The following is a 24,235-nucleotide window of genomic DNA, read 5'->3' on the forward strand; positions in this document are numbered from 1 at the left end:
GGCTGCCGTCAGACGACCTGATCGTATGTCTCCCGCATTATGAAAGGCGAGAATGCCGGAACAACCCAACCATAACATCAACTGCAGGCAGGCTTCGTTGCTACTCGAGGCATGTTCGTCGGCGAAGGAGTTCGCCACCAGCGCGATCATGTGGGGGGCGGTCAGTTCAGCACCGGCACGTGGCCGTGATAGGCGTTTTCGAGCAGCGAGCGGATCACGGCGCGGTCGAGCGGCCGCGGATTGGCATAGGGGTTCGCAACAGCAATGTCGGCGGCGCGGTCCAACCCGTCTTTGGGCATACCGATGTCCTTCAGCGCCGTCGGAGCACCAATCGATTTCGCCAGTTCGTGGAGACCGATCGCCGCATCCTTCGTCCCGAGGGCGCGGGCAATGCGGTTCATCGCTTCCCCGGCCGCGGGCGCATTGTAGGCGACCGCCTGCGGCAGCACAATCGCATGGGTTTCGGCATGCGGCAGGTCGCAGGTGCCGCCGAGCACATGGCAAAGCTTGTGATGCAGGCCCATGGAGGTACCGCCGAGCACAGCGCCGCAGAGCCAGGCCCCGTAGAGCGCTTCGTCATGCCCTGCACTGGCCTTCGGCAAGGCGGCAGCGAGAGCGCGAATGCCGTCTTCCGCCATCAGGGAAAGGATCGGATTGCCATCCGGCGCATAGAGGCCTTCAACAGCATGCGCGATCGCGTTCAGCCCGCTCGTCGCAGCGAACCTGTCCGGCAGCGTCGCCAGCAGGCCCGGATCATAGATCACCGTTTCCGGGCGGATGCGCGGATCGCGCCTGGTCGCCTTCTGCCCAGCATTGGTTTCGCCGAGAATGTCCGTCATTTCTGAGCCGGCGTAGCTGGTCGGGATCGCCAGCTGGTTGAAATCGGTCCTGAGCGCGATCGCCTTGCCGAGACCCGTCGAAGACCCGCCACCAAGCGAGACGATGCCGTCTATGCCGTTTTCGGCCGCGAAAGCGACCGCACGCTCCGTGACATCAAGCGGCGTATGCATGACGGCAATCGGATAGGCCAAGCCATCGATTGCCTGGGCAAGCTCCTCGCAACTCCCGGCCTGCTGCGGCGTCGCGACTACCAGCGGGCGCGTCATGCCCAGCCGCCTGGGCTCCATCGCGGCCTCGGAAATCCGGCCTCGGCCAAAGATGACGCGGGTGGTGAGGGGCAGAAAGTCGAAAGGGTTCACCGGCGCTCTCCTTCTGTTTCGACGCGATAGCCAACGGGCAGCAGCGAGATGCCGAGACGTCCTGTGATGATCCCCCAGATCCCCTTCGGCGAAATGACCATGATGGCGATGGCAAGCGCGCCCAGAATGATCAGATACAACGAGCCGAGATCGGCCAGGAATTCGCGCAGGATGAAGAAGACGATGGCACCGATGATCGGCCCTTCGATCGTGCCGATCCCGCCGATCACCACCATGAAGATCGTGAGCACCGTCCAGTCGTTCACCGAGAAAGCGGCGTCCGGCACGATGCGGAGTTTTTGCAGAAAGATCAATGATCCGACCATGGCGGTGATCGCCGAGACGCAGACATAGACGCCGAGCTTGATGCGCGGGATGGCGATGCCGAGGCTCGATGATGCCGTCTCGCTGTCGCGGATGGCGGTCAACGCCAGGCCGATCCGCGAGCGGAGCAGCAGATAGACGAAGGCGACAGACCCGACGCCGAGCGTGAGCGCTGCCCAATAGATGAGGGATTCGCGCATCGCCTTCGAACTCGCGAGATCCTTCATGATCGTGATCGGCAGGCTCGATCCGGACCCGCCGCCGAGCGAGGCCATCTGGGCAAAGCCGAGCCGGAAGACTTCCGCGACGACCCATGTGCCTATCGCGAAATAGGCGCCGTTCAGCCGGAAGACCAGCTTGGCCACGGGGACCGAGACGATCGCGGCGATGACGCCGGCCGCTGGTATGGCGAGCAGTGGGTGTATGCCGGCATGGATCGCCAGCGTGAACAACATATAGCCACCCAGGCCGACATACGCCTGCTGGCCCACCGAGACCAGGCCGGTATACCCGGCAAGCAGGTTCCAAAGGCTGCCGAGCGCAAGATAGATCATGAATTCGCCGAGCAGGCGCAGCGTTGCGGTCGATCCCCAGGCAGGTGCGGCCGCAAGAGCGACGACGAGCCCGACGGCAACGGCGAGCGATAAGCGGCTGAGGGTCGTGGAACGGGCAATCCTGTAGCTGTTCATGCTTGCTCTCTGGGAAACAGGCCGCGAGGCTTGACCGCAAGGACGGTGAGAAAAACCAAATGGCCGGCAAGCACCTGCCAGCCCGGATTGACCTGCGCGCCGATCGCCTGGGCAACGCCGAGGATGATGCCGCCGGCAAGCGTGCCCCAGAGGTTGCCGAGACCGCCGATGATCACCGCCTCGAAGCCGAAGATCAGACGGCTCGGGCCCATGAAAGGATCAAAATTCGCGCGGATCGCCAGGAAGACGCCGGCAATCGCCACGACCGCCATCGAAAGCGCCATGGCCCAGGCATAGATCTTGCGGTTGTCGCAGCCCATGAGTTGCGAGATTTCCGGATCGTCAGAAACGGCGCGAAAGGCGCGGCCGAGCGGCGTGCGGTAGAACAGGAATTGCAGCACCGCCACAACTGCGAGCGCGCTGACGAATGTGAGCAGCGGGAAGTAGCCGATATCGACGCCTGGCATGAGGCCGAAGCTTCCGGTCTCGATCAGGCCGGCATTCAGCTTGCGGCTGTCGGCATTGTAAGTTTCGAGAAGCACGTTTTGAATGATGACGGACAGGCCGAAGGTAACCAGAAGCGGAGGCAGGATGTCCTTGTCGAGCACGCGGTTGAGAATTCCAGCCTGGAGCGCGTAGCCGAAGGCGGCGGCCACAGGCACGACGAGGACCAGGCTCGCCAGGGGATGCAGACCGGTCAGCTGGATGATCGTGTAGGCGAGATAGGCAGTCGCGACGATGAGATCGCCATGCGCGATATTGACCAGGCGCATCACCCCGAAGATGAGCGAAAGGCCCGTGGCGAACAGCGCATAAAGGCCGCCAACCAGCACCCCCTGTACGACGATATTGATCCAATCCATAGGCTTCAGGTCCCGAAATAGGCGTTCGTGATCTGGTCGTGGGTGAAGTCGCCCGGCTTGCCCTTCAGCGAAACTCTCCCCTCCAGCATGCACATGAAACGGTCCGCGACGCCGAGCGCACGCTTCACGTCCTGTTCGACGACAACGAGGGAAAGACCGTTGGCGACGATCTTCGGCAGCTGCGCGTAGATATCCTTGATGACGGCAGGCGAGAGACCGAGGCTCACCTCGTCGAGCAGCAGGACGTCTGGATTGGACATGAGGCCCCGTCCGATCGCCACCTGCTGTTGCTGGCCGCCTGAGAGAGATGTGGATGGCGCGAACCGCTTTTCCCTCAGGATCGGGAAGAGATCGTAGACGGTGTCGAGACCCCAAGGGCCCTTTCGGCCCACCCTACCGCCCATCAGAAGGTTTTCCTCGACGGAGAGCGAAGGGAAGAGCCGCCGCCCTTCCGGCACCAGAGCGATGCCCTTCGACACGATGGCGAAGGCCGGAACCTTCAACAGGTCCCACCCGTCGTAGCGGATCGCGCCGCGCCGGTTCTTGACGAGGCCGACGATCGATTTCAGCAGCGTGCTCTTGCCGGCGCCGTTGGCGCCGATCAGAGCCAGCAGCTCGCCGCGGGCCAGCGTCAGGTCGATTCCCATCAGCGCCTGTGAATCGCCGTAGAAGGCTTCGAGTTGCTCGATGGACAGGAGAGGATCAGACAAGCATGTCCTCCCCGAGATAGATGGATCTCACATCGCGGCTTGCCATCACCTCGTCTGGAGCGCCATCGGCGATCTTGCGGCCGAAATTCATCACCACCAGGCGCTGGGCAACCGAGAGAAGCGCGTGCACGACATGCTCGATCCAGACGATGGTGACGCCCGAGGCATGCACCTTGCGCAGTATTTCGAGCAGTTCCCGGCATTCGCTTTCGGTGAGCCCGCCAGCGATCTCATCGAGCAGCAACAGCCGTGGCTGGGTGGCCAATGACCGCGCCAACTCGAGCCGCTTGCGGTCGAGCAGGGGCAGGGTGCCGGCCAGATGATTGGCCTTCTTGGCGAGGCCCGATAGCTCGAGAGCCTGCATGGCGTAGTCGGCAGCGCCCGTCGCCTCACGCCCGAAGGTCGCACCAACCAGGACGTTTTCGAACACCGTCATGCCGACGAAGGGATGCGGCACCTGGAACGATCGCGAAATACCGGCATGGCAGCGCCTTGCCGCATTCTGCCGAGTGATGTCGCGACCGTCGAAGGTGATGGTGCCGGCATCGGGCGTTACTGTGCCGGCGATCAGGTTGAAGAGCGTCGTCTTCCCGGCCCCGTTGGGGCCGAGAATGCCGACGATTTCTCCATCCGCGACATTGAGCGAGACCTCGTCGGCGACGACCAGCGCGCCGTAGCGTTTGCTGAGGGACTGAAGTTGCAGCATGGGCAGCTGATGCGGATGGCTGTTCGCTATCCGCATCTTTCCTTACGCCAGCAGCTTCAGTTCACCGCCGACCGGGATCGACGGGTACTGGCTGTTGTTGGTGATGACGAGTTCGAAATGGTCGCCCTTCTTCTGCCACTGGCCGCCGACCAGCGGTGTGCGTACGACGTTCTTGACCGGATTCAGCTTTCCGCCCTTCCAGGAGATGGGGCCGACAATGGTCTGCATGTCGGTTGCCGCAACCGCCTCGATTACCGAATGGGGCTCGCTCAGATCGGCAGCGCGCTTGATGACATCGGCCGCGACCTCGAACAGCGCGTGGTTGAAGCCGATTGGCTGCGTCCACTGTTTGCCCGTGGCCTTTATGTAGTTATCGGAGATCGCCTTCGCGCTCTCGCCGGTGAGGCTTGAGGTGAAGGGATGGCTCGGCGACCACCAGATTTCTGTCGTCAGCCCGTCGCCGCGGTCGCCGAGGGATTCGATGACCGACGGGAACAAGAGCGCCTTGCCGATCGTCACGACCTTGGGCTTGAAGCCCTGCTGGCTGGCCTGCGACCAGAACGTGGCGAAGTCCGGCGGGATCATGTTGCCGGTGACGATCTGGCAGCCGGCCTGCTTGAAGGCGGTGATCTGCGAGGAGAAGTCATTGTTCATGACCTGATAGCGACCAGGATCGACGAGCGAATAGCCGGCACTGGCAAGCGGCGTCGGCAGGCCGAGCTTGGGATCGCCCCAGGCATTGCCGTCGGCGTCATTGGGGAACAGGCCGCCGACCTTCTTGGCGACACCCGACTGAGCCCAAAGCCCCATGAAGTTGGCAATGACGTCCTCGAGGCCCCAGAAGAAATGGTAGGTCCAGTTGAAGCCGGTGGCCGGATCGCCGTTGCGGCCGAAGAAGTAGGGCTGCCACGGCGCAATCGAGGTGATGCAGGGGATTTCGTTGAGTTCCGCCTGGTCGGCGACCGGGTTGGCGGTATCCGGCGCGGCGGAGGCAAGCAGCATCTGCACGCCGTCGCGCTCGATCAGTTCAGTTGCGACTTCCGCGGCGCGGTTCGAGCTCGACTGCGAATCCTTGGCGATGATTTCCACCTTCACCGGCTTGCCGTTGTTGGTAAGGCCAGCGAACGCTTTCCGGACGCCGTCGAGAATAAAGGCGTCGGCCTCGCCGAAGCCGGCGATTGGGCCGGTGTTCGGCGAGACATAGCCGATCTTGAATACCGCCTCCTGCGCCATTGCCTGCGTCACGCGCAGGATGGCGGGGGCCGCAAGAGCAGCACCAACGCCCTTGAGCAGTTGGCGGCGCTTAAGCATCATCAATTTGGTCATAGAGTACTCCTCCCATTTTGCCTTGTGGTTCCCTGTCTGCACGGCCTTCGTCACGGCGCCATTCAGGACGCCTTCCTTCCCTCCTGCCGCCCTTCCAGGCCGCCATCATTCTCGTCACTTCAGCGCGAGATAGGTCGCCGGATCGAGCTGCGTCGATCGGATCACGACATAGCTACCCGCAGCCTCGGACAGCACCTCGCGCAGCCGCTCGCACGCGCCCCGCACGACATCACGTGTCCGCTCCGGTCGCGGCAGGATCTGGATTTCCGCGGCTACGGGCGCCTGATCGTCGACACCCCAGATCGGGATGAGCGAGAGCTGGCAAAGTGACGGCTCGACCTTGAACGTATCGCAGAGCATCGCGCGGATCGGCTTGAGAGCGATCGTCAGCTGCTCTTGTCTTTCTTGCCAGAGCGTGTGTTCGACATGGATCTTCACCAGGGGCATGACAGGTTCCTCTTACTGCTCAGCCGACATGCGGCGTCATCACGAAATCGAAAGGCGAGCGCCATTGCGTCGGGGCATCGGTGAGCCGTTCGAAGGGTGCCAGAAGCGTCTTCTTCACGCCGAAGACGGCATCGGATTCCAGATACTTGTCGTCGCCGACGAAGGTATGGGTCACGAGCTTCTGGCGGCCGGGCGCGGTTACCAGATAATGCATGTGTGCAGGCCGGTAGGGATGGCGGCCGAGTTCGACGAGCAGCTCGCCGACTGGGCCGTCGTTGGGGATCGGATAGGACACCGGCTTGATACCGACGAAACTGTAGTGGCCGTCCGCACCGGTGATGAAGATGCCGCGATTGTTCCATTTCGGCTGGATACCGGGCTGCTGCACGTCATAGAAGCCGTCGGCATTGTCCGACCAGACGTCGAGCTTCGCACCCTTGATCGGACGGCCGTCAAGGTCGACCACGCTGCCCTCGAACAGGCAGCTCTCGCCCTTGCCGTCGAGGCAGATAGTGGTGCCCATCTCGAGCACCGGCGCATCGGCAACATGGAACGGCCCGAGCACGGTGTTCTCGGTCGCGCCGGGCGGCCGGCGGTTGTTGATGGCGTCGACGAGCATGGAGAGGCCGAGCACGTCGGAGAGCAGGATGAATTCCTGCCGTTCGGCGCTGCAGATCTGGCCGGTGCGGGTCAGGAATGCGATTGCGAGCTCCCATTCCTCCTGGGTGAGCCTGATCTCCTTGGTGAAGGCGTGCAGATGCTTGACCAGGCACTCGATCACGACCTTGAGCCGCGCATCGGTGGTCGGCGCCACGCGAGCATTCACGGATTCGACCGATGTCTCTTCGGAAAAGTATTTCGCCATCTTGTCCTCCACGTGGGCGCCCTATACGCCAAGCCCGCCCTGCACTGACCCGCAGTCCCGGCCGGGCCGGGCCACGGTTCACAGATATTCGTGCTCCCCGGTCCCAAACCCGGCGAAGACCTTGCGCAACTGCCGGAAACGGCGGGCCCCATAGAGCAGAGTGTCGGTTCCCTTGCGGTCGGTGATCGCGATCACATCACCGAAGAACACCGTGTGAGTGGACTGGTCGATGGTTTCGCCGACCACGCAGTCGAAGACCGCGGCAGCCCCGCCAAGCGCCGGTGCCCCTGTCTTCAGCGTGGTCCACTCACCGGTGGCAAAGCGGCCCTCCTTGCTGCCGCCGATGCCTGCAAAGACCATCGCGACCTTGTCTTGTTCCTCCGACAGGACATTGACGCAGAAGACCCCCGCCTTGGCGATCTTGTCGTGGGTGGTGCCGTTCTTGTTGACGCAGACCAGGAGACGAGGCGGTTCCGCCGAAACGGAAGACACCGCCGTCGCCGTCAGCCCGAACCGTTCGCCACCGCATTCGGTGGTGATGACGCAGACCGAGGACACGTGCTGTGCGACGGCAGCGACATATTCTGCGGCCGAAACGGATGAGAAGTTCGTGCGCATGACCACGGTCTCAGATCACGCCAGTGCCCGGATCGACCCCCAGCAGAACGCGCCCATAGATCTCGGCACCTGCATCATGCAGCAGGAAACCGTGCATCGTCGTCGCCTGCAGATTGCGGAAGCAGAGCTGCATCGAACTTTTCAGCGACAGACCGGAGGCGCCGCCGATGGTGAGCAGCTTCTGGACGGCATCGCGACACAGGCTCGGCACCACCGTGATGTCCATCCGGATGCGGCCGCGCATCTCCATCGGCATCTTCTCGCCGCGGCGTGCATAATCGTCGACATCGTCGGCGCAACGATAGAAGACCAGTTCAGCCTGGTTGATCATCGCCGCCGCCTCGCCGAGCGCGATCTGCAATGCGTTCCATTCGTGCGAGATATGCGAGGTGTACATCACCTTCTTGCCAGGTACGACCCGGCAGAATTCCTCGAGCGCCAGTTTCGCTGCGCCGAGGGCGGAGGTCGCCACGAACATCCCGAGTGCCGGCCCGCCCTGGCACTTGAAGATCGCGGGCGCATCCTGGTTCGTGAAGATCGGCGTCTGGTTTTCGAGGACCGCAGGCAGCGACAGGAACCGGTGGACGGGTACGACAACGTCGACAGCCTTGACCGAATTGGAGCCGGTTCCCTGCAGGCCCGCCACATGCCAGTCGTCGAGGCGTTCGAGATCCCCGACCGGCACGGCAAGGTCACCCTCGTCCACCTTGTTTCCTGCGTCGTCGAATATTTCGGCTCCAAGCAGCACCCAGTGCGCCGCCGAATTGCCGGATGCAAACGGCCAGAAGCCGTTCAGGAGATAGGTGCCGTCGGCGCGCCTGATTGCCTTGCCGCGCGGACCGATGACCGCCGCCACCGCCTGGATGTCACCGGTCGAATAGATCTCTTCCTGGGCTTTTTCGCTCATGTGGCCGATCAGGTAGTCATGGGCATGGTATATGCCGAGGACCCAGGCGGTCGCGCCGCAACCTTTGGCAACGGTCGAAACCGCGTCGACATGTGCACGCATCGACAGTTGCGAGCCGCCCCATTTCTTCGATCTGAAGATCTTGAGCAGGCCGCTGCGCTCGAGAAGATCGATGTTTTCCTGGGGAACCCTGCGATCTTTCTCAGTCTGGAAAGCTCGTGCCGCGAGTTGGGGGATCATGCTCTCGGCAATGGCCTTCACATTCGATTGATCGATGCGCGGAAACGCTTGGACGTTCATTTTCTCTCCTCCCGAACACGCTTCTCACTCCAAAAATGAATGTCATTCATTTTCGTACGTTAGTCAATATCGATTATCGCTTTGATCGTTTTGTGTTCATTTTTGAATTCCATTCGAACTTGACTTTTCGCTTTCAGCTGCATCATGGTCCGCGCGCATGGAGGTGGACATTGCAGACGTCAAAGACGGCGACCAAGGGAAGAGTTGCTCTGAGGCAGGAGCGCAATCGGGAAGCGCTCGTCCAGGCGGGATACCGGGTGATATCCAAGAAAGGCATCGACGCGGCCACAATGCAGGAAATCGCGGAGCTTGCGGATGTCGGGGCCGGAACCGTCTACAGCTATTTCAAATCGAAGGACGATCTGGCCGTCGCCGTAATGGAGCGGGTCATGCACAACCTGGCGCTTCGAATCGAGGAAGTGACCGACACCTTTTCCGATCCGGCCCAGGTCTACGCTTTCGGCGTCCGGACCGTGATCGAGCACACGACCAGCGACATTCGCTGGCGGCAGCTGCTGAACCGCCCTGAAGTCATTGCGGACGCGATGTATCGGTGTATGGGCCCCTTCGCGATCCGTGATCTGGAAAATGCTACGAAGGCAGGTCGCTTCAAGGTGGCAGACGGAAAACTCACGTGGAAAATGGCGACCTTTGCCATTGTGGGCGTGAGCCTTGCTTTCGCGAAGGAGGAACTAACCACTTCCGTCACCCACGAAACGGTAATTCGGCTCCTGTGTATGACCGGAATTGGCGAAGCTGAAGCTATTGACCTGGCTTCCAGGCCGCGGCCTGCGCTCTCTCCAGAAAAAACATCGTTGTAGAGCGGACCGGCCCCGTATGGGTCGAGACACCGTCGAACCAGACGATACGTGTTGTCGACATTTCGGCCATCTGCAAAATCGCGCACCAGGCGGGAGCCTCAGCAGTGATCGACAACACTTGGGCTACATCTGTGCTTCAGCCGCCGCTCGAACTTGGGGCCGATGTGGGCATGCAATCGGCGACAAGGTTACATCGGCGGACACTCGGACCTGACCGGCCGGCGTCGTAGCCATCCCATCGTCGCCCCTCAGACGCCCTCGGGAAGATGGTCCTGAGCGATGGGTCCTCTTTCGACGATAGGAGAGCCAATCCTGCAAATGTCCGCTACGTGCTGGCATAGCCTTGTAGGCGCATAAAGTGACGTCGCACGGAAGCCCTCATGCGGGAACACGTCGACAATTGGAAGCGAAGCTGGCTGATTGCGGATAGCGGTCTAGTTCCATCGCAACGAACGAATCCCGAGCAGCCAGCGCCCAAAGCATAGCGGGCGTATAAACCGCAATCTCGCGCGCGTCCGCAACGCCGGACGAGCTTCGCGCGCGTGATGGAGGAAATTCGCCCCCGTCGTAGCGGCAAACGGGACAGCCGTAGGAGCGTCAGCATAGCGACGGCTGAAAGCCGGGACGCGGGACCGACTGTCCCCGCCACGGCGGCCCACAGACTGCATGATGATCGAGGTGGACCCAAAACCCACGACCCCATCGCCGGGGGGTGCGCAATCAGGTTTTTGACTGCCTTCAACACGCAGGGGTTATCTGTCGGCATACCGTTGCGATGGCAAGTCGTCGACGAAACGGTATCTATCGCCCAACCGCAAATCATCACGCCCGGTGAGGTGAAGGTCTCACCCCAGACGATCATCAACGGCAGCATTCATGCGGGACTGGACGTTTCACTTGGAGATCTGCGCGAATGGCACACGTTGCCGGCCGGGAGCACAAAATCCTCACACCTTGTCGAGGTGAAACCGGCGGGCTGATCCGGCGATATCGCAAAGGTGCGCTGTTCTGCTCCCTCGAGAAGGCGCTTTTCTGCACGAGCAGTGACAAAGGCGGGTCGGAAGATTGGAGATCCACAAACTGCCGCGGAACTGAACGGGCTCCTGGCGAGATCGGAGGAAAAAACGCAGTTGGTGTTAGTGTTCCCTGCGCCAATTCCACGGCTTGTCGAACGAGCCGGCCCACATGCCGCGCTTTGCGGTCCTGGCTTCCTTCTCGGCCCGAACGTAGAAGCCAGCGCTATAATTCGGCCAATCAAGCGCATAGCCCTGTCGAACCATCCATTCGCCGATATCGACGCTTCCGGCGGTGCAGACAGCGACCATGCGCCTGTACCGATCGCGCTCGACTTCAACGCACGATGTTGGGCGATGCGCCTGGAGGAAATCCGCCAAGGCTAAGGATGCCTGCTGCCCGCAGCGGTATTTCTTGCCAGAGGCACCGACGCAAATCTGAGCACTCTCCGGCGCGTCTATGCCATTGAAGCGAATTCGCTGGCCATGAATTTCGATCGTGTCGCCGTCGACGACAGATGGAATACCCACCAGCGGTTCGGCCACGGCAGCCAAGGTGACGCAGAGCAAGGCGACCGACAAGAGGCAGGCGCCAAAGAGAGGAAAGCGCGTCATGATCTGTAACTCCTGTCAGCCATCACACGTGCGGCCAGCGCATTGTCGCATCGTTTTTCTCGTGAAATGCAGCTATCGCCACACGCCTGACCGGCCGAACAAGTCTTGCAACATCCCTCAACAGACACCGTCGACCAGGGCACCGGCTCTCTGGGCGCCGCACGATTGATGCAGGATCCACCGGCATGAAAAATGCCGACGATCGCCAACGGCGAGAATCTGAACCATGGCTGCTCCTCCCAACGAAACCTCGGCCATCTAGGCCTCCTGCAGGCTGAGATCTTGAACGATAAAACGCGCCATCAGATCGTTCCTTGCGACACGATATCTTCGCTTCGAGAGGAATGGTCGAAGGCGTAATGAAGGCGAACGCAACCTTGGTCAAGGCTGCGGGCTTGAAGCAAGCGAAGGCTCGTCCGAAAGCCTGCAGGGGGGAAAAGTGGTCTTCCGCCGCCCAACAGTTCCGGCATCACATAGATCTCAATTTCGTCCAGCGCGCATCGCTCGATGAAGGCCATCTGCAATTTCCCTCCGCCGAGCAGCCAGACATCTCCGTCGGAGAGGCCTCGCAACTCCGAAATGAGATCGTCGACGTCGCCGCGCGTCTCCAGACGTCCCTTCGGTGTCGGAATTGACTTGGAGGTGACGACTAAAACGCGCTGTTCGTCGTAGGCCCAGGGAGAGTCCTCTCTTGCGAGAAAGTCATAGGTGCCCCGCCCCATGACAACCGTCCTGATGCGCTTGATGAACTTCCGGTAGTCGTGCTCGCCGAGGTCGAGATCGTTGTACTCGAACAACCACTCAAGGCTGTCCTCTTCGGTGGCGATAAAGCCGTCGAGGCTGGTTGCGATGTACCCGAGAATCTTGGCCACTAGCCGCGCCTCCGCTTGCTTATAAACGAATGGTTGTTTATAAATATCGCTATGGGCAGAATCAAGACCATTTCGGATAACGTTGTGCTCGACAGGCTTTTGGCCGCTCTGGAGACCGCGGGACCGGGTGGGCTGAGTTTTTCCAAGGCTTCGAAGGCGGTGGGGTTGTCCGCAGCAACGCTCGTGCAACGTTTTGCCACGCGCGAGGCGATGATCGAGGCCGTCTTACTGCACGCTTGGGAGCGTCTCGACGCCGCCACCGCCGCAGCCGACGCGGAGGCTCCTGTCAGCCCAGCAGGCGCCATCTCGATGCTGATGCGGCTCATGCCGGGTCATATGGCCGAATACAACCTCACGGACGGACTGCTTCTGTTGCGAGAGGACCTGCGAAATCCAACGCTTCGAGCGCGTGGTTGCGCCTGGGGCAAATATCTCGCCAAGTCCTTGGGCAGGCGGTTGACGAACCACACTGAGCTTGCCGAGCGGCTTGGATGGCAGATGGCTGGCGTTTGGCAGGGAGCCTTCATCTGGTGGGCGTTCAAGCGTGACGGTGATCCTGATGCCTCGGTTGCGACTGTACTTGAAGACTGGTGCCGGAGCGTCGGCGTCAAGTGACCAGGCAGCGTGAACCACGCGCTTCGTCGCTCCAGAACGCGTCGCCAAGAATCTCCTGACGACCGCGCACCTATGCCTTTCTCGCCAGGACGACTCTCCTTGGGCCTACGGCGAGTTGCACCTCTTGGCCTTTCGCACGCTATTCCACATGTCGGCGCAAATCCCTGATTTCGCGTTCGAGTTTTGCAGCCGCGCGCCGATTGATGATGGCGACGAAGAGCAGAAAGGCGAATGTCAGTCCGCCCCCGGTGAACGCGAAGGACACGTTGCCAGCGAGGAACATACCGCCGTAGATCATGACGAATCCAGGCATCGATGGCCCGACATACCAGAGCCAGGCCGACTGGAGCAGGACACGCTCATGCTCCAAGCGTTGCCTCAAATGGTCGACGCCGGTGGCGGCAACGTCGCTGTCGCCCTTGATGCGACGACTTTGGGTGAAAAGGTGGAGACCTGCCAGCACCATGCCGATCACCAAAGCTGCAAAGCCCGAGGCAATCAGCATGTCGATGGCTGAATCGCCCTTGATGAAGGTAAACACGGCCATGAACAGGAGAAACAGCGCCGCCGTGCCTCCGGCCAGATATTCGAGCGTGTTTCGGCGGGTCGTCGTCCGGGTGAACTGCCGCTCGCGTTTCCTCATCTCGTCGAGAGTGATGGTTGCCGTTGTCATGGGCTGTTCCTTCCAGTGATATCGAGCGTCGATGCCGGGAGCGGATTTGTCGTTCATCGGGCTGCTCCCAGCTTGAAGCGATCAGCTATGAGGCGCTTGACGCGATGAATGCGGGTGGCGACAGCACCGGCCGAAAGCCCCGAGACTTCGGCGATGGTCGCCGCGCTTTCGTCTTCGAGGTAGAGGATCATCACCTGCCGATCGATCGGCCCTAGACGCTGGAGGATCGCATGTACCTGTGAAAGCGCCTGCCGTTCGACCAGGTCCGTCTCGGGTGACGGCGTGGGATCAACGGGATCGTGATCTCCAAAATCATCGAGACCGACCGTATGATTCCAGCGTCTGGCCCTCGCAACGTGATCTGCGGCGACATTGTGGGCGACGCGGTAGGCCCATGTTCGGAGCGAGCACCGGCCATCGAACGATGCCAGGCTGCGCCAGAGTTGAAGGTGGATGTTCTGGAGCAAATCTTGTCGTTCGGCAGAATCTGCTTCGTAGCCAGCCGCCAGCCGCGCAAGCGCTCCACCGAGAAGTTCGACAGCCAGCATGTATCGCTCATCGGCATCTTCGGGCAGTTCCGGCCCAAGTGTCTTCGTTGTACAAGCCATGGTCATGTAGAGTTAGTCGCGCTTCCGTCGGATTTCTTACATCCGGCCCAACGCACGCCTTCTGAACGCCCGAGATTCGATGTGCCCACGGCCAGGCCTGCTCGGACACAAGTAGGCCTGGCTGTGAGCTTTCACGAGGTTGTCCATTCGGAGACCGAACCAAGGAGACTGGAGTTACCAAGCTTCAGCGCTCATCGGAGGGTCCGAATGCACTCCCACAGGAATGCCCGTCTCACGCCGCCGCATCGAGAGGCGCTGGCAGTGATCGAAGGCGGTTTTTAGCCTTTGCGGCGCGGGTGTATGGCCTGTAGGTCAAGATCCTGACGCGTTGGGTCGAGCGCAACAAGGCCGAGGGCACTACAACCAAACCCCGCCGCGCGGCGGGGCTTGGCCAAGTTCAGATCAGCACTGCCTGGGGGTAGCCGGTCAGGCTTTAGCAGGTGCTTTGCGCGCCTTCTTCAGCGGCGACTTGATCGACGCTGCAGGTGTGCTTGCCGCTGCCGCGCGCGCGGGTTTTTTTGTTTTTTCCTTCGCGGCAGGTGTGGGCACCRCCGCCTTGCGCCCGAGCCCTATTGATTTGGCCAGGGCCGAGCGAGTGGCCGCGTAGTTCGGCGCGACCATTGGGTAATCGGCGGGCAGGTTCCACTTCTGCCGATACTGGTCGGGGGTCAGGTCAAAATGCTGAAGATGCCGCTTCAGGGATTTAAACTTCTTCCCGTCCTCTAGGCAGATGATGAAGTCCGGCGTCACCGACTTCCTGATCGACACTGCCGGCTCCTGCTTGACGACAGGTTCCGTTGCCGGCGTGCCGATGCCTTTCAGAGCGGCGTGGATATCCCCTATCAGCTTTGGCAACTCGCCGACCGGCAGTGGATTGTTCGACACATAGGCGGCGACGATGTCGGCCGCTATCGACATGGTATCAAATTGGCTGTCTTGTTCGGGACCAGTGGTCATATAGTTTTCCTCTAATAGTATCGGACGAATTGACCGAATTTGATTTCCCCACACCGCCAGCGAKACAAATAGTGGGTTTCTTTGTAAAATCCACCTCTTTCCCAACATTATAAGAGTAAGCCTCGCTTTCATCGCTCTGATCGGGTGCAGCTAACCTCTAGAGGTTCCGTCAATCCCGTTTCAACGACGGCAGCCCGATCCCGATGTGACCCTCCCTTTAGACTGAGACGAAACCATCCCAGCCTGGACCATGCCAGTCGGCGTCATTATGGCTTTGGCGCTGGACCAATCGTCCGCAACGGTCAGATCCACCGCCATCGACACTCAAGGGTCATTCAACGATCTGGAAAAGTCGACGGCCAAAATGTTCTGTTGAACTGCCGCTTCTGTTCGAAATGGAAATATAGCTGCGCGAGTTCTCAAAACAACTCATCCCCGCTATGCTCTGAACCGGAGGGCGGGGCAAACGGGATGAGGGTGCCATTTCATTGTCGTTCAGTTATCAATGGTTCATGCGAGGCATCGAAACGGTGCTGGGTTGGTACTCTCTTACACTGTTTGCAGAAATGTGAGCCTTTCGGTTATTAAATATCAGAAGGCCTCCCCGGAGGGACAAAATGAAAACGCGCGGCAGCTGGCGGAGCCGCAACCCGAGGTCCGCGAGCGTGGTGGCGGTAACCATCGCCGCATTGCTGTTGGGCTGGCCAGCGTATGGTGTGCTGCATGACGATTTCGCGGTCCCCGTTGGGCGCCTCGACGGCGCGATTTCCATTTTCACGGCGCGGCGCTTTGGCTGATGTTCACCGGGTTCGCTTGCCAAGCCGCAAGTATACTGATCGTGGTCTCGCTTCGCCTAAAAGCCAATCCTAGTGGGAAGGCCGGCGAGAACGTGGCGGTAACAGTGGCCATGGTGGGGGCATTCATCATCATGGCTATGATGGTCCTGAAAATGATGAGCCTGGTGTGAAGGTCAATGCCGAGCATGGCGCCGCCCAAGCCGAACGTCAGCTTTCAGGAGCGGCGCGTTTGATCTCGATGGGCGCGTTGAGCGTGATATGGCGGGCTAAAATAGCGTTGGAGCTGGCTGGGCCGGACCAATTCACATTGCCAAGAAGAAATTTTCGCTATCCGGGAATAAAACGCCGCGCGCACTGGTCTTCCATGCGTACGCTGCTGATTGACCTTGAAGGAACACCCCCTGCAAACCCGCACACTGACGGCCACGACGGCAATGGTCGACGCATTCCCAGGACCTCTTGAAGGCGACGGGTTGGCCGCCTGCGGCCGGCTGGCTCCCAACCTGTCTACCGTAAGGTCCTGCGCCGGTCGGGATCGAGAAAGATCAGGCGCCGCGGATGCGATATCGGCCGTGAATTTGGCAATGCTTGTGCTCGAGAACGCATCCGGGTGGATGCAACATTGCGGTCCAGTGTGTGATTGACATCGATGAGACACTTGCCTTCACATTCACCGCAGTTGGCGACCCTAAATATTTCCGCTGGGTTCGCTCGCAAGACAGAACCATCCTCGCCTCCTGAGCACTCAAGGCGAGGCGCATATGACGGTGTACCGATGCTGAGCAGCAATGCGCAGGCCGACCGCTTCGGAGAAGTGGTAATGCCTCATCTCGCCGATGCGCTTTCGCTGGCCCGCTGGCTGACCGGCAATGCCACCGATGCCGAGGATGTCGTGCAGGACGCCTGCATGAAGGCACATGCCAGCATCGCCAGTTATGCCGGCGGCAATGCGCGCGCCTGGCTGCTCACAATCGTTCGCAATTCGTCCTACACATGGTTGGCGCGCAATCGCCCGCGCAGCATCGTCTCGGTCGGCGATCTCGCCGATCTCGACGAGGTGAGCTCCGCTCACGCAGCCGATCCACCCGACAGCGAGAGCCCGGAGGCGAGCCTGATCGCCAAGGCAGATACCGCAGCACTAGAAGCCGCGATCGCCGCCCTGCCGCAGCCGTTTCGCGAGACCCTCGTGCTGCGCGACATCAATGGCCTCGCCTACCGCGATATCGCGGCCATGCTGGGCGTGCCGATGGGTACGGTGATGTCACGGCTCGCGCGGGCGCGTGGCCTGCTGATCTCTGACCTTGGGAGGGCGCAATGAGCGCGCACAACGACGGATTGCCCGAGGACGCCGCAGGCATGAACCTGATGCTGCACGCCCTGGTCGATGGCGAGCTTGACGCCGCCGCGGCTATGTCTGTCGAGCGCCGCATCGCCGCCGATCCCAGCCTGGCGGCCGAACATGCCCGCATCGTTGCCCTGCAAGTGGTTGTGAGTTCACTTCCCAAGCCGCAAGTCAGCGACGCGTTCAGCGCGCGCATCGCTGCCATGGCCGCGGCCGGCAACGTCGAGGTGCTGCGCCCCAAAGCGCCGCCAGCGCAAGCCAGGGACACTAGAACGGGGTGGTCGGCGCGCAACTTAGGCTCCTTCGATTGGCGAGCCATGGCGGCGTCGATCATGATCAGCGCGGTGCTGGCCAGCGGTGCGACGCAATGGGCGATGCAGCCTGGCGCTACTGATAGCTTTGCCGCGGGTGTAGCCAGCGGCCACCAGCGCAGCCTGCTGGCGACCAGCCCGGTCGATGTTGTCTCGTCGGACCGGCACACGGTAAAGCCATGGCTCGACGCAAGGCTCGGCCTTTCGCCGCCGGCGCCTGACATGGCGAAAGACGGATTTGCGCTCATCGGTGGCAGGGTCGAGGTTATCGGCGGCCGGGCAGTGCCGGCGCTGGTCTATCGCCACCGCGAGCATCTGATCACTCTTGTCGCCGAGCCGCAAAATGCCGGGGCGGTGACCGACCCTGTCGACCTCTCGAAGGGCGGCTTCTCGCTGGTGCATTGGAGCGACGGCGCCTTCTCCTATTGGGCGATCTCCGACATGGAGCGCCCGGAGCTCGACGATTTCGTGGCGCGCTTCCGCGCCGCCGTCGTCACCGGCTGATCGCCTTCCGTCCAGACCGATATCAAGTGTGACGTCCCGCTGGCGCGGATTCTGCGCGGGCTGACGGACCACTGCAGCAGCAAGGTGCCGGACGCGACGCGCGTGCTCGTGCACGGCTGGCCCAGCTCCGGGCGGACGCCGCCTCTGATTTCGGGATTTTGAAAAGAATTTTGCGCCACCCGGGAATAAAGGGATGCCTTCGCGGGTCTTGTTGTTAGCGGGGCCAATTTCCCGGCACGCAACCAAGAAACGAAACAAGGATCTACCGAAATGACCAAGCTCGCTCTCAGCGTGGCTGCCATTCTGCTTGCCTCAAGCACTGCCTTTGCCGGCAGCGACCATGGCGCCAACAACTCCAACCAACCGGCCACCAGCGTCGATACCAATGCCACTGCTTCCATTCCCTCCACCCCGCGCCAGGACGCCGTCGACACCAAGGTGACGACCGGGCCGAGCCAGGGGTCGGTTCAGGACATCATCACCCGGCACAACAACGACGGTCTCTGGGGCCGCTGAACGCCCCTCGACCTCCAAACAACAACTTCTCTCAATCCTCAAAATCAGGAACTGTTTAGATGAAAAAGATCGTCTTTACCGCCGCCGCCATCCTTGTTGCCACTGGCACGGCCTTCGCCGGCAGCGACCACTACGGCTCGAACACTTCAAGCCAGCCTGTCGCCAGCCATTCGGTTTCAAAAATCGACACTGCGCACACTGGTTCGATCCGAAAGGCCAAAAAAGCAAAGGATGACGCCAATGCCAGCGTGCCGGATCAATACGGCCAAGGCATCTGGGGCAACTAAGTTTCCTCAGGACCAACAAGTCCGCACCAGGACGGAGCGCCACGACTGGTCCTCCGCCGCCCCACCCTTACCGCCTCACATCAGGAGATCATCATGTTCAACATGACACGTCGCACGTTGCTTGGGTCTGCGGCTGCCGCTGCCGCTTTCGGCCTCGCCGGCAAGTTGGAATTCACCCGTCCCGCCTTCGCCGAAATGTCGGTCGAGCCGGCCGTCGGCTTCTACAAATACAAGGTCGGCGATATCGAAATCACCGCCATCTATGACGGCATCTGGCGCAAGCCGCACGACCCGGCCTTTATCAAGGATGTCTCGGTCGAGGACACCAAGGCAGCCCTTGCCAAGGCCGGCCTGACGACAGACTTCATGCCCATCCCGCTCACCGTCGTCGTTCTCAAGATGAACGGCCGGCTGATCATGATGGATGCCGGTTCCGGTGTCGGCCAATGGCAGACCAATGCTACTCATCTGCCGGCCAACATGGCCGCCGCCGGCATCGACTACAAGACGATCGACACCATCATGATCTCGCATTTCCACCCCGACCACATCTGGGGTCTGATGGAAAAGGGCACTAGCGCGCCGGTCTTCCCGAACGCCGAGCTCATCGTCAACGCCACGGAATACAACTGGTGGACCGATCCCGCCCGGCTGGCAAAGCTGCCCGAGGGGCGCAAGCCGGCGGGCAAACGTATCGCCGAAAACTTCCCGAAATGGAAAAACTGGAAGCTGGTCGAGGACGGCGCCGAAGTGGCGCCCGGTATCCAGATCATCGCCGCGCCCGGTCATACGCCCGGCCACTCGGTTTACCTCGCAAACTCCGGCAAGGAGCAGATCATGATTTCGGCAGACACGATGTATGTGCCGGCACTGCTGGCGCCGCATCCGGACTGGCAAGGCACCTACGACCAGGACGGGCCGACGGCGATCACCACGCGGCACAGGCTGATCGATCGTGTGATTGCCGACAATATCCGGATCTCGGGCTCGCACTTCCCGTTCCCGGGCACTGGCACCTTCGTCAAGGACGGCAACGCCTATGGCTTCACCCCCGTGCAAGTTTAAGCGCGGCAATCCCAACAAAGCGAGAAAGACAATGAAAGCTCCCCTCTTCAACAAGCACGCCGTGTTCGGACTGCTAGGCGCCGTTGCCGTGCTGACCGCCGTTCCGGTCGCCGTCACCGTGCCGGCCTATGCCGTCGATAACATCGAAGGCGACGACGCACCCGACCTCACCGCCGTCAAGGCCAAGATCGATGCCAAGGACTATAAGGGCGCGCTGGCGGATCTTCGCGACCTGGCGCAGGACACGCAACAGGCCGACGTCTACAATCTGCTCGGCTTCACGCTGCGCAAGACCGGCGACTACACGACGGCGTTGACCTACTACACCAAGGCGCTCGAACTGAAGCCGGACCACAAGGCGGCGCGTGAATATCTCGGCGAGCTCTATGTCGAGACCGGCGACATGGCCAAGGCCAGGGAGCAGTTGGCATCGTTGACACAGCTCTGCCCTGCAGGCTGCGAGGAACGCGCGGACCTGCAAAAGGCCATCGACACCAAAGTGACCAAGTAGAGCCAAGCAGGCGCCGCAGGGCGCCTGCCCCTTCCCTATTGCCTGGAGCCAATCGTGACAAAGACCCAAACCGCCTCGAAGTTACACCTCACCGACTTGATCCTGCTGACCGGTCGCCTGCTGCTTTCATTGCTCTTCGTGCATGAAGGGCTGGGGCTGGCGACGCATTTCGACGGTGCAGCCAAGGCGATGGCGGCGCTGGGCGTCAGCCTGCCGCTTCTGATGGCCACCATAGCGCTGCAACTGGGAGCCGGTCTTTCGGTCGGCCTTGGCCTGCTGACGCGCCTGGCCGCGGTCGCGCTCGGACTGTTCTGCCTGGCAACGGCAGCGCTGTTCCACACCAATTTCGCCAGTCAAAATGAGCTGCTGCATTTCGAGAAGGATCTTGCCATTGCCGGCGGCATGCTGGTCCTGGCCATAGCCGGCGCCGGCGCGATATCTCTCGACAGTGTGCTGGACGGCCTCGTGAAGCGCCGGCAACAGGACAGAGAGACGGTTGCGGCGCTCATAGCGGCCGGTAGTCCTCTCTCGGTGGGCGATATCAAGCTTCCATTCTAGATTGGCCAACACTCCGGGTCTCATATCAACCCGCCCGATCGGGCACCCCACAAACGCCTCGGTTGCCCCCTGATGGCGCAAGCCCTTCGTGGCGTTTAGCTCATTGACGTCCGCTTATCGGCACGGATAGGATCGCCCTACCGGCCGATATGAGGCGCAAAGCTGCCGTCCGCATCGTCGGCGGTTCGACACAGTGCGATAATCCACCCGTTGCCCATCCAATTGAGATCTCTAATTCTTAGGCTTATCCGATTTCGCCTTGGTGATGATTGCCTTGGCCCGCTCGACGAGTTGCCCCAATCTTTCGATGGTCGGAGGCGCTTCTGTCCCTGCCTCGGTGTGGCTATGACCTTCCATGATGGCAGAACACATCTCGAACACATCGATGATTTCTTCAATCAGGTCCTTATCCCACATCACGCGTCGAAGCGCCGTCACCATGATACGGTCGTCCCAACGTTTCACAACTTGCTTGAGCAACAGGTGCGGCACCACCTCCTCGATTGTGCGCCGTAGCTGCCCGGCGCCCTTGCGCACCAGATCTACCCGAGCCGAGCCGAGGAGCTGTTGCGCTTGGGCCAACGTTTCTTCCGCCAGCTTGGTTTTGAGATACTGGGGGGTGGAAATTGGCGCGTCGTTAAGGCTGACGAATCCAGGTTTATCGTTGGCGCCTCTTTGAATCCAGTGCATAGTTGGTTCGATCTGCGCTTTCTCCGCTGCGCCGCAGATCTTGGTGAAGAACAAGAGATCATGTGTGAATATGATGATCTGCCGGCTCTTCGCCTCCTCGACCAGCCGGCCAGCGATGCGTTCCTTGCGCTGATGGTCCTGGGAATTAACCGGATCATCAAAAATTAGCCCGGCATTGAGCTCATTGAGAGCGGCCTCGGTCAGAAAGTCCGCCAAGGCAACGGCCCTTTGCTCACCCTCACTCAGGATTTGATCCAAAGCGAATTCCTTGATGGCAAGCGAGCGGATCGTCTGCCCCTTTTGACCTTTGGTGCGAAACTCAACCGGGATGGCACATTCGAGTCCGGAGCATTCCTGTGCGAGCCGTGATCTGTAGGTTTCGGCAATGACCCTTGAAAACAGTTCACTCTCCTTCTCGGTGAGGCGGCGGGGGCTCAAAGCCGGCTTGGCCTTAGAGTCAGCGACCTCACACCACTGGAGATCCGCCACGAATTTCTCGATGTCATGAAGGTTCTTGCTTAGAACTTCGCGATGACGAAGCTCCACCCTCTCTGTGTCGAGCTTGGCGATGGCATCCGCCACGCTGAGAAGCTTCAAGTCTGCTATATCCGCGCCGATCTTTGCAATCACAGCCTCAAAAGGCGGCGTCAAATCCATGGTGCCGTCACTTGGAAACGTCTCTCCTGCCTTTTGCAAGGCTACAACTATGGCATCCCGGTCAAGCTTGAGGGTGGCGAGTAGCTGAACAACCTGATCATTGAGCGAGGGATGGGCGGTCTTGAGATATGTTCGTGCCACCGTGTCTTCGCCGAAAATATCGAGCGTCAGGCTATCGAAGCCTTTGATCTTGGCCTTGATCTGGTTGTCCAAGGCCACCAGCGCAGTCCGGTCCGTACTGGTGAGGAATTCCCAATATCGCTCGAAAAGTTCAACGGCCTGGTCGCCTAGCGGCTGCTGGCAAAGCAAACAACTGTCGCCGTCGTTTGGATAATGATCGTGTTCAAGGGCAGCCGACTTATAGGCGGCTGCAATGAGTTTTTCCCATTCCGGCCCACCGGCACCCTTCAACTTGTCCGACTTGAACGATGCCGTACCGGTTGCCGCCACTTTCTTGGCGGTATCGTTGAATTCCGCAAGTAAGCTCTTTGCTCCATCCCGTTCAGTCTGCGAAAGAGCCGCGCGTAGCTGCTTCAAGGTGTCGCGCAGAACCTCGACTGGCGTGCGCGCTTCCGTCAGCCGCCGAATGCTCTCCTCCGGCGAGCTGGATTGCAATTCCAACGTTAAACGCTGGATCTCCTCAACTCGGGCATCTTCATCCTTGCCGTACTCTGCCAGCTTCCGCAGGGCCACCGAGTCTGTTTTTGGTCCCAGTGCAGCAACAGCAGCCGAAGCGGCCGTTACGTTCCCGATGAACGCGTTCACAAAGCGGTTTTGCTGTGGTCGCCCATCGATGGCGGCGGCCAGTTTCTGAGCCAACAGACCATACACCCTCGCCATCTCGGGAAACACGTCAAAACCAGCCGGCTTGAAGGCGAGAGGCCCCGAATCCTTCAAATGCTTTCCCGCGACGGAACTATCGAAAACTGCAAAAGACCTCTTCAGCTCGGCATGCTCCGTCGTTCCATCGAAGACGAGAGGGACTTCGTTGCCAGCGTGATCGACCACCACAATGGTGGCCGAGGCATTTCTTGGAGCGGCATCGTCATAAATGTCGGGGATGATCGCGTGCCGAGTTCGGCTGAAACATACATTCGTCAGGATGCGCGCAAAGCCGCTTTTTCCGGCGCCATTTCCACCATAGATGAGCGTCAGTTGGGGCGAGAAAACCAGCTCGGCAGTTGGGGTCAAGGCATTTACGCCGCTGACATCATGAATTCGCAATAGCCGGGGTTTTTGGGAGGCGAGCCCGCTGCCTTTGCCGGTTATTGTTGTAGGAATCTCAGGCTTTGGATTTGGTTCGTCCGCCAGTCCGAATCCATGCAGGAAGACACCATAGACCTGCCCGATCTGCTCAGCAGTGAGAACGCCATAGCGCACCGCCCAAGCGAGTGTCAGCTTTTGCCAGGGCGAGAAATCCTTCGCCCAAGTCTCCAGCTCATCCCAAAGCGTCACCTGAGAGGACGGTGCCGCCTCCACGTCCTGAACTGTCAATTTGTCTCCCCCGACCAGCCCTCATTCCGATAAGTAATCGAGCATAAAGTCAATCTCCAACTGGATCAGGCAATACTATTTTCTTGTATTTAACACTTGAAGGTCCAGTACATTCCAATTGTGGTTTTTGCGACGCCCTGAACCTAAGCTCCTGTTTCTCCCCTGGCAGATCGTGCTGGAACCGGCGTCAGTCGCAGGCATGCAAGAACCGCTTCCGTCGAGCGGTCGAAAGTACGACTGACGATCCACGTACGGCGAACGACGTGAACCTATGGTCGGCAATAATGTGGTGGATCAGGCAACGATACGTCACCCGTTTGCGGCCGGTCGCCAGGCTCGGCTGAGCTTCAACCCCATCCCAGGCCGTGAAAGCCA

General features: G+C 60.5%; 29 protein-coding genes. 13 read left to right on the plus strand and 16 right to left on the minus strand.

Annotated elements, in window-relative coordinates; genetic code table 11:
• Positions 1–161: 161 nt before the first annotated feature.
• The 10 genes from AC1DXN_RS24040 to AC1DXN_RS24085 form a co-directional block, all read right to left on the minus strand.
• On the minus strand, positions 162–1,199 hold the full coding sequence (locus tag AC1DXN_RS24040; protein WP_477276483.1) for a maleylacetate reductase: 1,038 nt from the start codon (positions 1,197–1,199) through the stop codon (positions 162–164).
• The gene (locus AC1DXN_RS24045) at positions 1,196–2,212 is read right to left on the minus strand and encodes a branched-chain amino acid ABC transporter permease (protein ID WP_477276484.1); all 1,017 of its coding nucleotides are present in this window, start codon (positions 2,210–2,212) and stop codon (positions 1,196–1,198) included. Before AC1DXN_RS24045 ends, AC1DXN_RS24040 begins: the two co-directional genes overlap by 4 nt.
• Positions 2,209–3,075, minus strand: coding sequence for a branched-chain amino acid ABC transporter permease (locus AC1DXN_RS24050; RefSeq protein WP_477276485.1), 867 nt, complete (start codon positions 3,073–3,075; stop codon positions 2,209–2,211). The genes AC1DXN_RS24045 and AC1DXN_RS24050 overlap by 4 nt, the downstream gene beginning before the upstream one ends.
• A 5-nt stretch (positions 3,076–3,080) precedes the next feature.
• Positions 3,081–3,722 (minus strand): ABC transporter ATP-binding protein, encoded by a 642-nt coding sequence (locus AC1DXN_RS24055; protein WP_477276689.1) that lies wholly within the window; start codon positions 3,720–3,722, stop codon positions 3,081–3,083.
• A gap of 55 nt (positions 3,723–3,777) precedes the next feature.
• On the minus strand, positions 3,778–4,527 hold the full coding sequence (locus AC1DXN_RS24060; RefSeq protein ID WP_477276486.1) for an ABC transporter ATP-binding protein: 750 nt from the start codon (positions 4,525–4,527) through the stop codon (positions 3,778–3,780).
• Positions 4,528–4,533: 6 nt separating this feature from the next.
• Entirely contained in the window at positions 4,534–5,802 is a 1,269-nt protein-coding gene (locus tag AC1DXN_RS24065) for an ABC transporter substrate-binding protein (protein WP_477276691.1), read from the minus strand.
• A 129-nt stretch (positions 5,803–5,931) separates the two neighbouring features.
• Positions 5,932–6,264 (minus strand): hypothetical protein, encoded by a 333-nt coding sequence (locus AC1DXN_RS24070; protein ID WP_477276487.1) that lies wholly within the window; start codon positions 6,262–6,264, stop codon positions 5,932–5,934.
• A gap of 19 nt (positions 6,265–6,283) precedes the next feature.
• On the minus strand, positions 6,284–7,129 hold the full coding sequence (locus AC1DXN_RS24075; protein ID WP_477276488.1) for a dioxygenase family protein: 846 nt from the start codon (positions 7,127–7,129) through the stop codon (positions 6,284–6,286).
• Positions 7,130–7,207: 78 nt separating this feature from the next.
• A complete protein-coding gene (locus tag AC1DXN_RS24080; RefSeq protein ID WP_477276490.1) occupies positions 7,208–7,747 on the minus strand; it encodes a flavin reductase family protein in 540 nt (179 codons plus the stop codon).
• A 10-nt stretch (positions 7,748–7,757) separates the two neighbouring features.
• Entirely contained in the window at positions 7,758–8,954 is a 1,197-nt protein-coding gene (locus AC1DXN_RS24085; RefSeq protein WP_477276492.1) for an acyl-CoA dehydrogenase family protein, read from the minus strand.
• A 35-nt stretch (positions 8,955–8,989) separates the two neighbouring features.
• Between AC1DXN_RS24085 and AC1DXN_RS24090 the strand changes: the two genes are divergently transcribed.
• The 3 genes from AC1DXN_RS24090 (at position 8,990) to AC1DXN_RS24100 (ending at position 10,755) form a co-directional block, all read left to right on the plus strand.
• Positions 8,990–9,775, plus strand: a complete 786-nt coding sequence (locus AC1DXN_RS24090; RefSeq protein ID WP_477276494.1) for a TetR/AcrR family transcriptional regulator — start codon at positions 8,990–8,992, stop codon at positions 9,773–9,775.
• 44 nt (positions 9,776–9,819) lie between these two features.
• Positions 9,820–10,005, plus strand: coding sequence for a PLP-dependent transferase (locus tag AC1DXN_RS24095; protein WP_477276693.1), 186 nt, complete (start codon positions 9,820–9,822; stop codon positions 10,003–10,005).
• A gap of 498 nt (positions 10,006–10,503) precedes the next feature.
• Positions 10,504–10,755: a hypothetical protein gene (locus tag AC1DXN_RS24100; RefSeq protein WP_477276496.1), complete on the plus strand. Its 252-nt coding sequence runs from the start codon at positions 10,504–10,506 to the stop codon at positions 10,753–10,755.
• Positions 10,756–10,911: 156 nt separating this feature from the next.
• Here the strand turns inward: AC1DXN_RS24100 and AC1DXN_RS24105 are convergent, their stop codons facing one another.
• A complete protein-coding gene (locus AC1DXN_RS24105; RefSeq protein WP_477276498.1) occupies positions 10,912–11,403 on the minus strand; it encodes a thermonuclease family protein in 492 nt (163 codons plus the stop codon).
• Between the two features lie 302 nt (positions 11,404–11,705).
• Positions 11,706–12,275, minus strand: a complete 570-nt coding sequence (locus AC1DXN_RS24110) for a dihydrofolate reductase family protein (protein ID WP_477276500.1) — start codon at positions 12,273–12,275, stop codon at positions 11,706–11,708.
• Between the two features lie 51 nt (positions 12,276–12,326).
• Between AC1DXN_RS24110 and AC1DXN_RS24115 the strand changes: the two genes are divergently transcribed.
• Entirely contained in the window at positions 12,327–12,890 is a 564-nt protein-coding gene (locus tag AC1DXN_RS24115) for a TetR/AcrR family transcriptional regulator (protein WP_477276502.1), read from the plus strand.
• A 139-nt stretch (positions 12,891–13,029) separates the two neighbouring features.
• Here AC1DXN_RS24115 and AC1DXN_RS24120 read toward each other — a convergent pair whose 3' ends face one another.
• The 3 genes from AC1DXN_RS24120 to AC1DXN_RS24130 all read right to left on the minus strand — a co-directional run bounded on the left by AC1DXN_RS24120 (position 13,030) and on the right by AC1DXN_RS24130 (position 15,128).
• Positions 13,030–13,620 (minus strand): hypothetical protein, encoded by a 591-nt coding sequence (locus AC1DXN_RS24120; protein WP_477276504.1) that lies wholly within the window; start codon positions 13,618–13,620, stop codon positions 13,030–13,032.
• Entirely contained in the window at positions 13,617–14,111 is a 495-nt protein-coding gene (locus AC1DXN_RS24125; RefSeq protein WP_477276506.1) for an RNA polymerase sigma factor, read from the minus strand. The genes AC1DXN_RS24120 and AC1DXN_RS24125 overlap by 4 nt, the downstream gene beginning before the upstream one ends.
• 486 nt (positions 14,112–14,597) lie before the next feature.
• Positions 14,598–15,128 carry a Ros/MucR family transcriptional regulator gene (locus AC1DXN_RS24130; protein WP_477421684.1) on the minus strand — a complete coding sequence of 177 codons (531 nt, stop codon included), beginning with the start codon at positions 15,126–15,128 and terminating at the stop codon, positions 14,598–14,600.
• A 617-nt stretch (positions 15,129–15,745) separates the two neighbouring features.
• Between AC1DXN_RS24130 and AC1DXN_RS24135 the strand changes: the two genes are divergently transcribed.
• The 9 genes from AC1DXN_RS24135 (at position 15,746) to AC1DXN_RS24175 (ending at position 21,019) form a co-directional block, all read left to right on the plus strand.
• Positions 15,746–15,925, plus strand: a complete 180-nt coding sequence (locus AC1DXN_RS24135; RefSeq protein ID WP_477276510.1) for a hypothetical protein — start codon at positions 15,746–15,748, stop codon at positions 15,923–15,925.
• A gap of 166 nt (positions 15,926–16,091) precedes the next feature.
• Complete coding sequence (locus AC1DXN_RS24140) at positions 16,092–16,388, plus strand: hypothetical protein (RefSeq protein ID WP_477276512.1); 297 nt, start codon at positions 16,092–16,094, stop codon at positions 16,386–16,388.
• A gap of 357 nt (positions 16,389–16,745) precedes the next feature.
• Positions 16,746–17,243: a sigma-70 family RNA polymerase sigma factor gene (locus AC1DXN_RS24145; RefSeq protein ID WP_477276514.1), complete on the plus strand. Its 498-nt coding sequence runs from the start codon at positions 16,746–16,748 to the stop codon at positions 17,241–17,243.
• Entirely contained in the window at positions 17,240–18,082 is an 843-nt protein-coding gene (locus tag AC1DXN_RS24150) for an anti-sigma factor family protein (protein WP_477276516.1), read from the plus strand. The genes AC1DXN_RS24145 and AC1DXN_RS24150 overlap by 4 nt, the downstream gene beginning before the upstream one ends.
• Positions 18,083–18,352: 270 nt before the next feature.
• Entirely contained in the window at positions 18,353–18,598 is a 246-nt protein-coding gene (locus AC1DXN_RS24155) for a DUF680 domain-containing protein (protein ID WP_477276518.1), read from the plus strand.
• Positions 18,599–18,657: 59 nt separating this feature from the next.
• Positions 18,658–18,885 (plus strand): DUF680 domain-containing protein, encoded by a 228-nt coding sequence (locus AC1DXN_RS24160; protein ID WP_477276520.1) that lies wholly within the window; start codon positions 18,658–18,660, stop codon positions 18,883–18,885.
• Between the two features lie 93 nt (positions 18,886–18,978).
• Positions 18,979–19,950 (plus strand): MBL fold metallo-hydrolase, encoded by a 972-nt coding sequence (locus AC1DXN_RS24165; RefSeq protein ID WP_477276522.1) that lies wholly within the window; start codon positions 18,979–18,981, stop codon positions 19,948–19,950.
• Positions 19,951–19,981: 31 nt separating this feature from the next.
• Positions 19,982–20,461 (plus strand): tetratricopeptide repeat protein, encoded by a 480-nt coding sequence (locus AC1DXN_RS24170; RefSeq protein WP_477276524.1) that lies wholly within the window; start codon positions 19,982–19,984, stop codon positions 20,459–20,461.
• A gap of 54 nt (positions 20,462–20,515) precedes the next feature.
• Positions 20,516–21,019: a DoxX family protein gene (locus tag AC1DXN_RS24175; RefSeq protein ID WP_477276526.1), complete on the plus strand. Its 504-nt coding sequence runs from the start codon at positions 20,516–20,518 to the stop codon at positions 21,017–21,019.
• Positions 21,020–21,250: 231 nt separating this feature from the next.
• On the opposite strand, the gene AC1DXN_RS24180 is transcribed toward AC1DXN_RS24175, so the two are convergent.
• Entirely contained in the window at positions 21,251–23,860 is a 2,610-nt protein-coding gene (locus AC1DXN_RS24180; protein ID WP_477276528.1) for an AAA family ATPase, read from the minus strand.
• Positions 23,861–24,235 lie beyond the last annotated feature (375 nt).

This window comes from Mesorhizobium sp. P2_H9 (assembly GCF_056403215.1).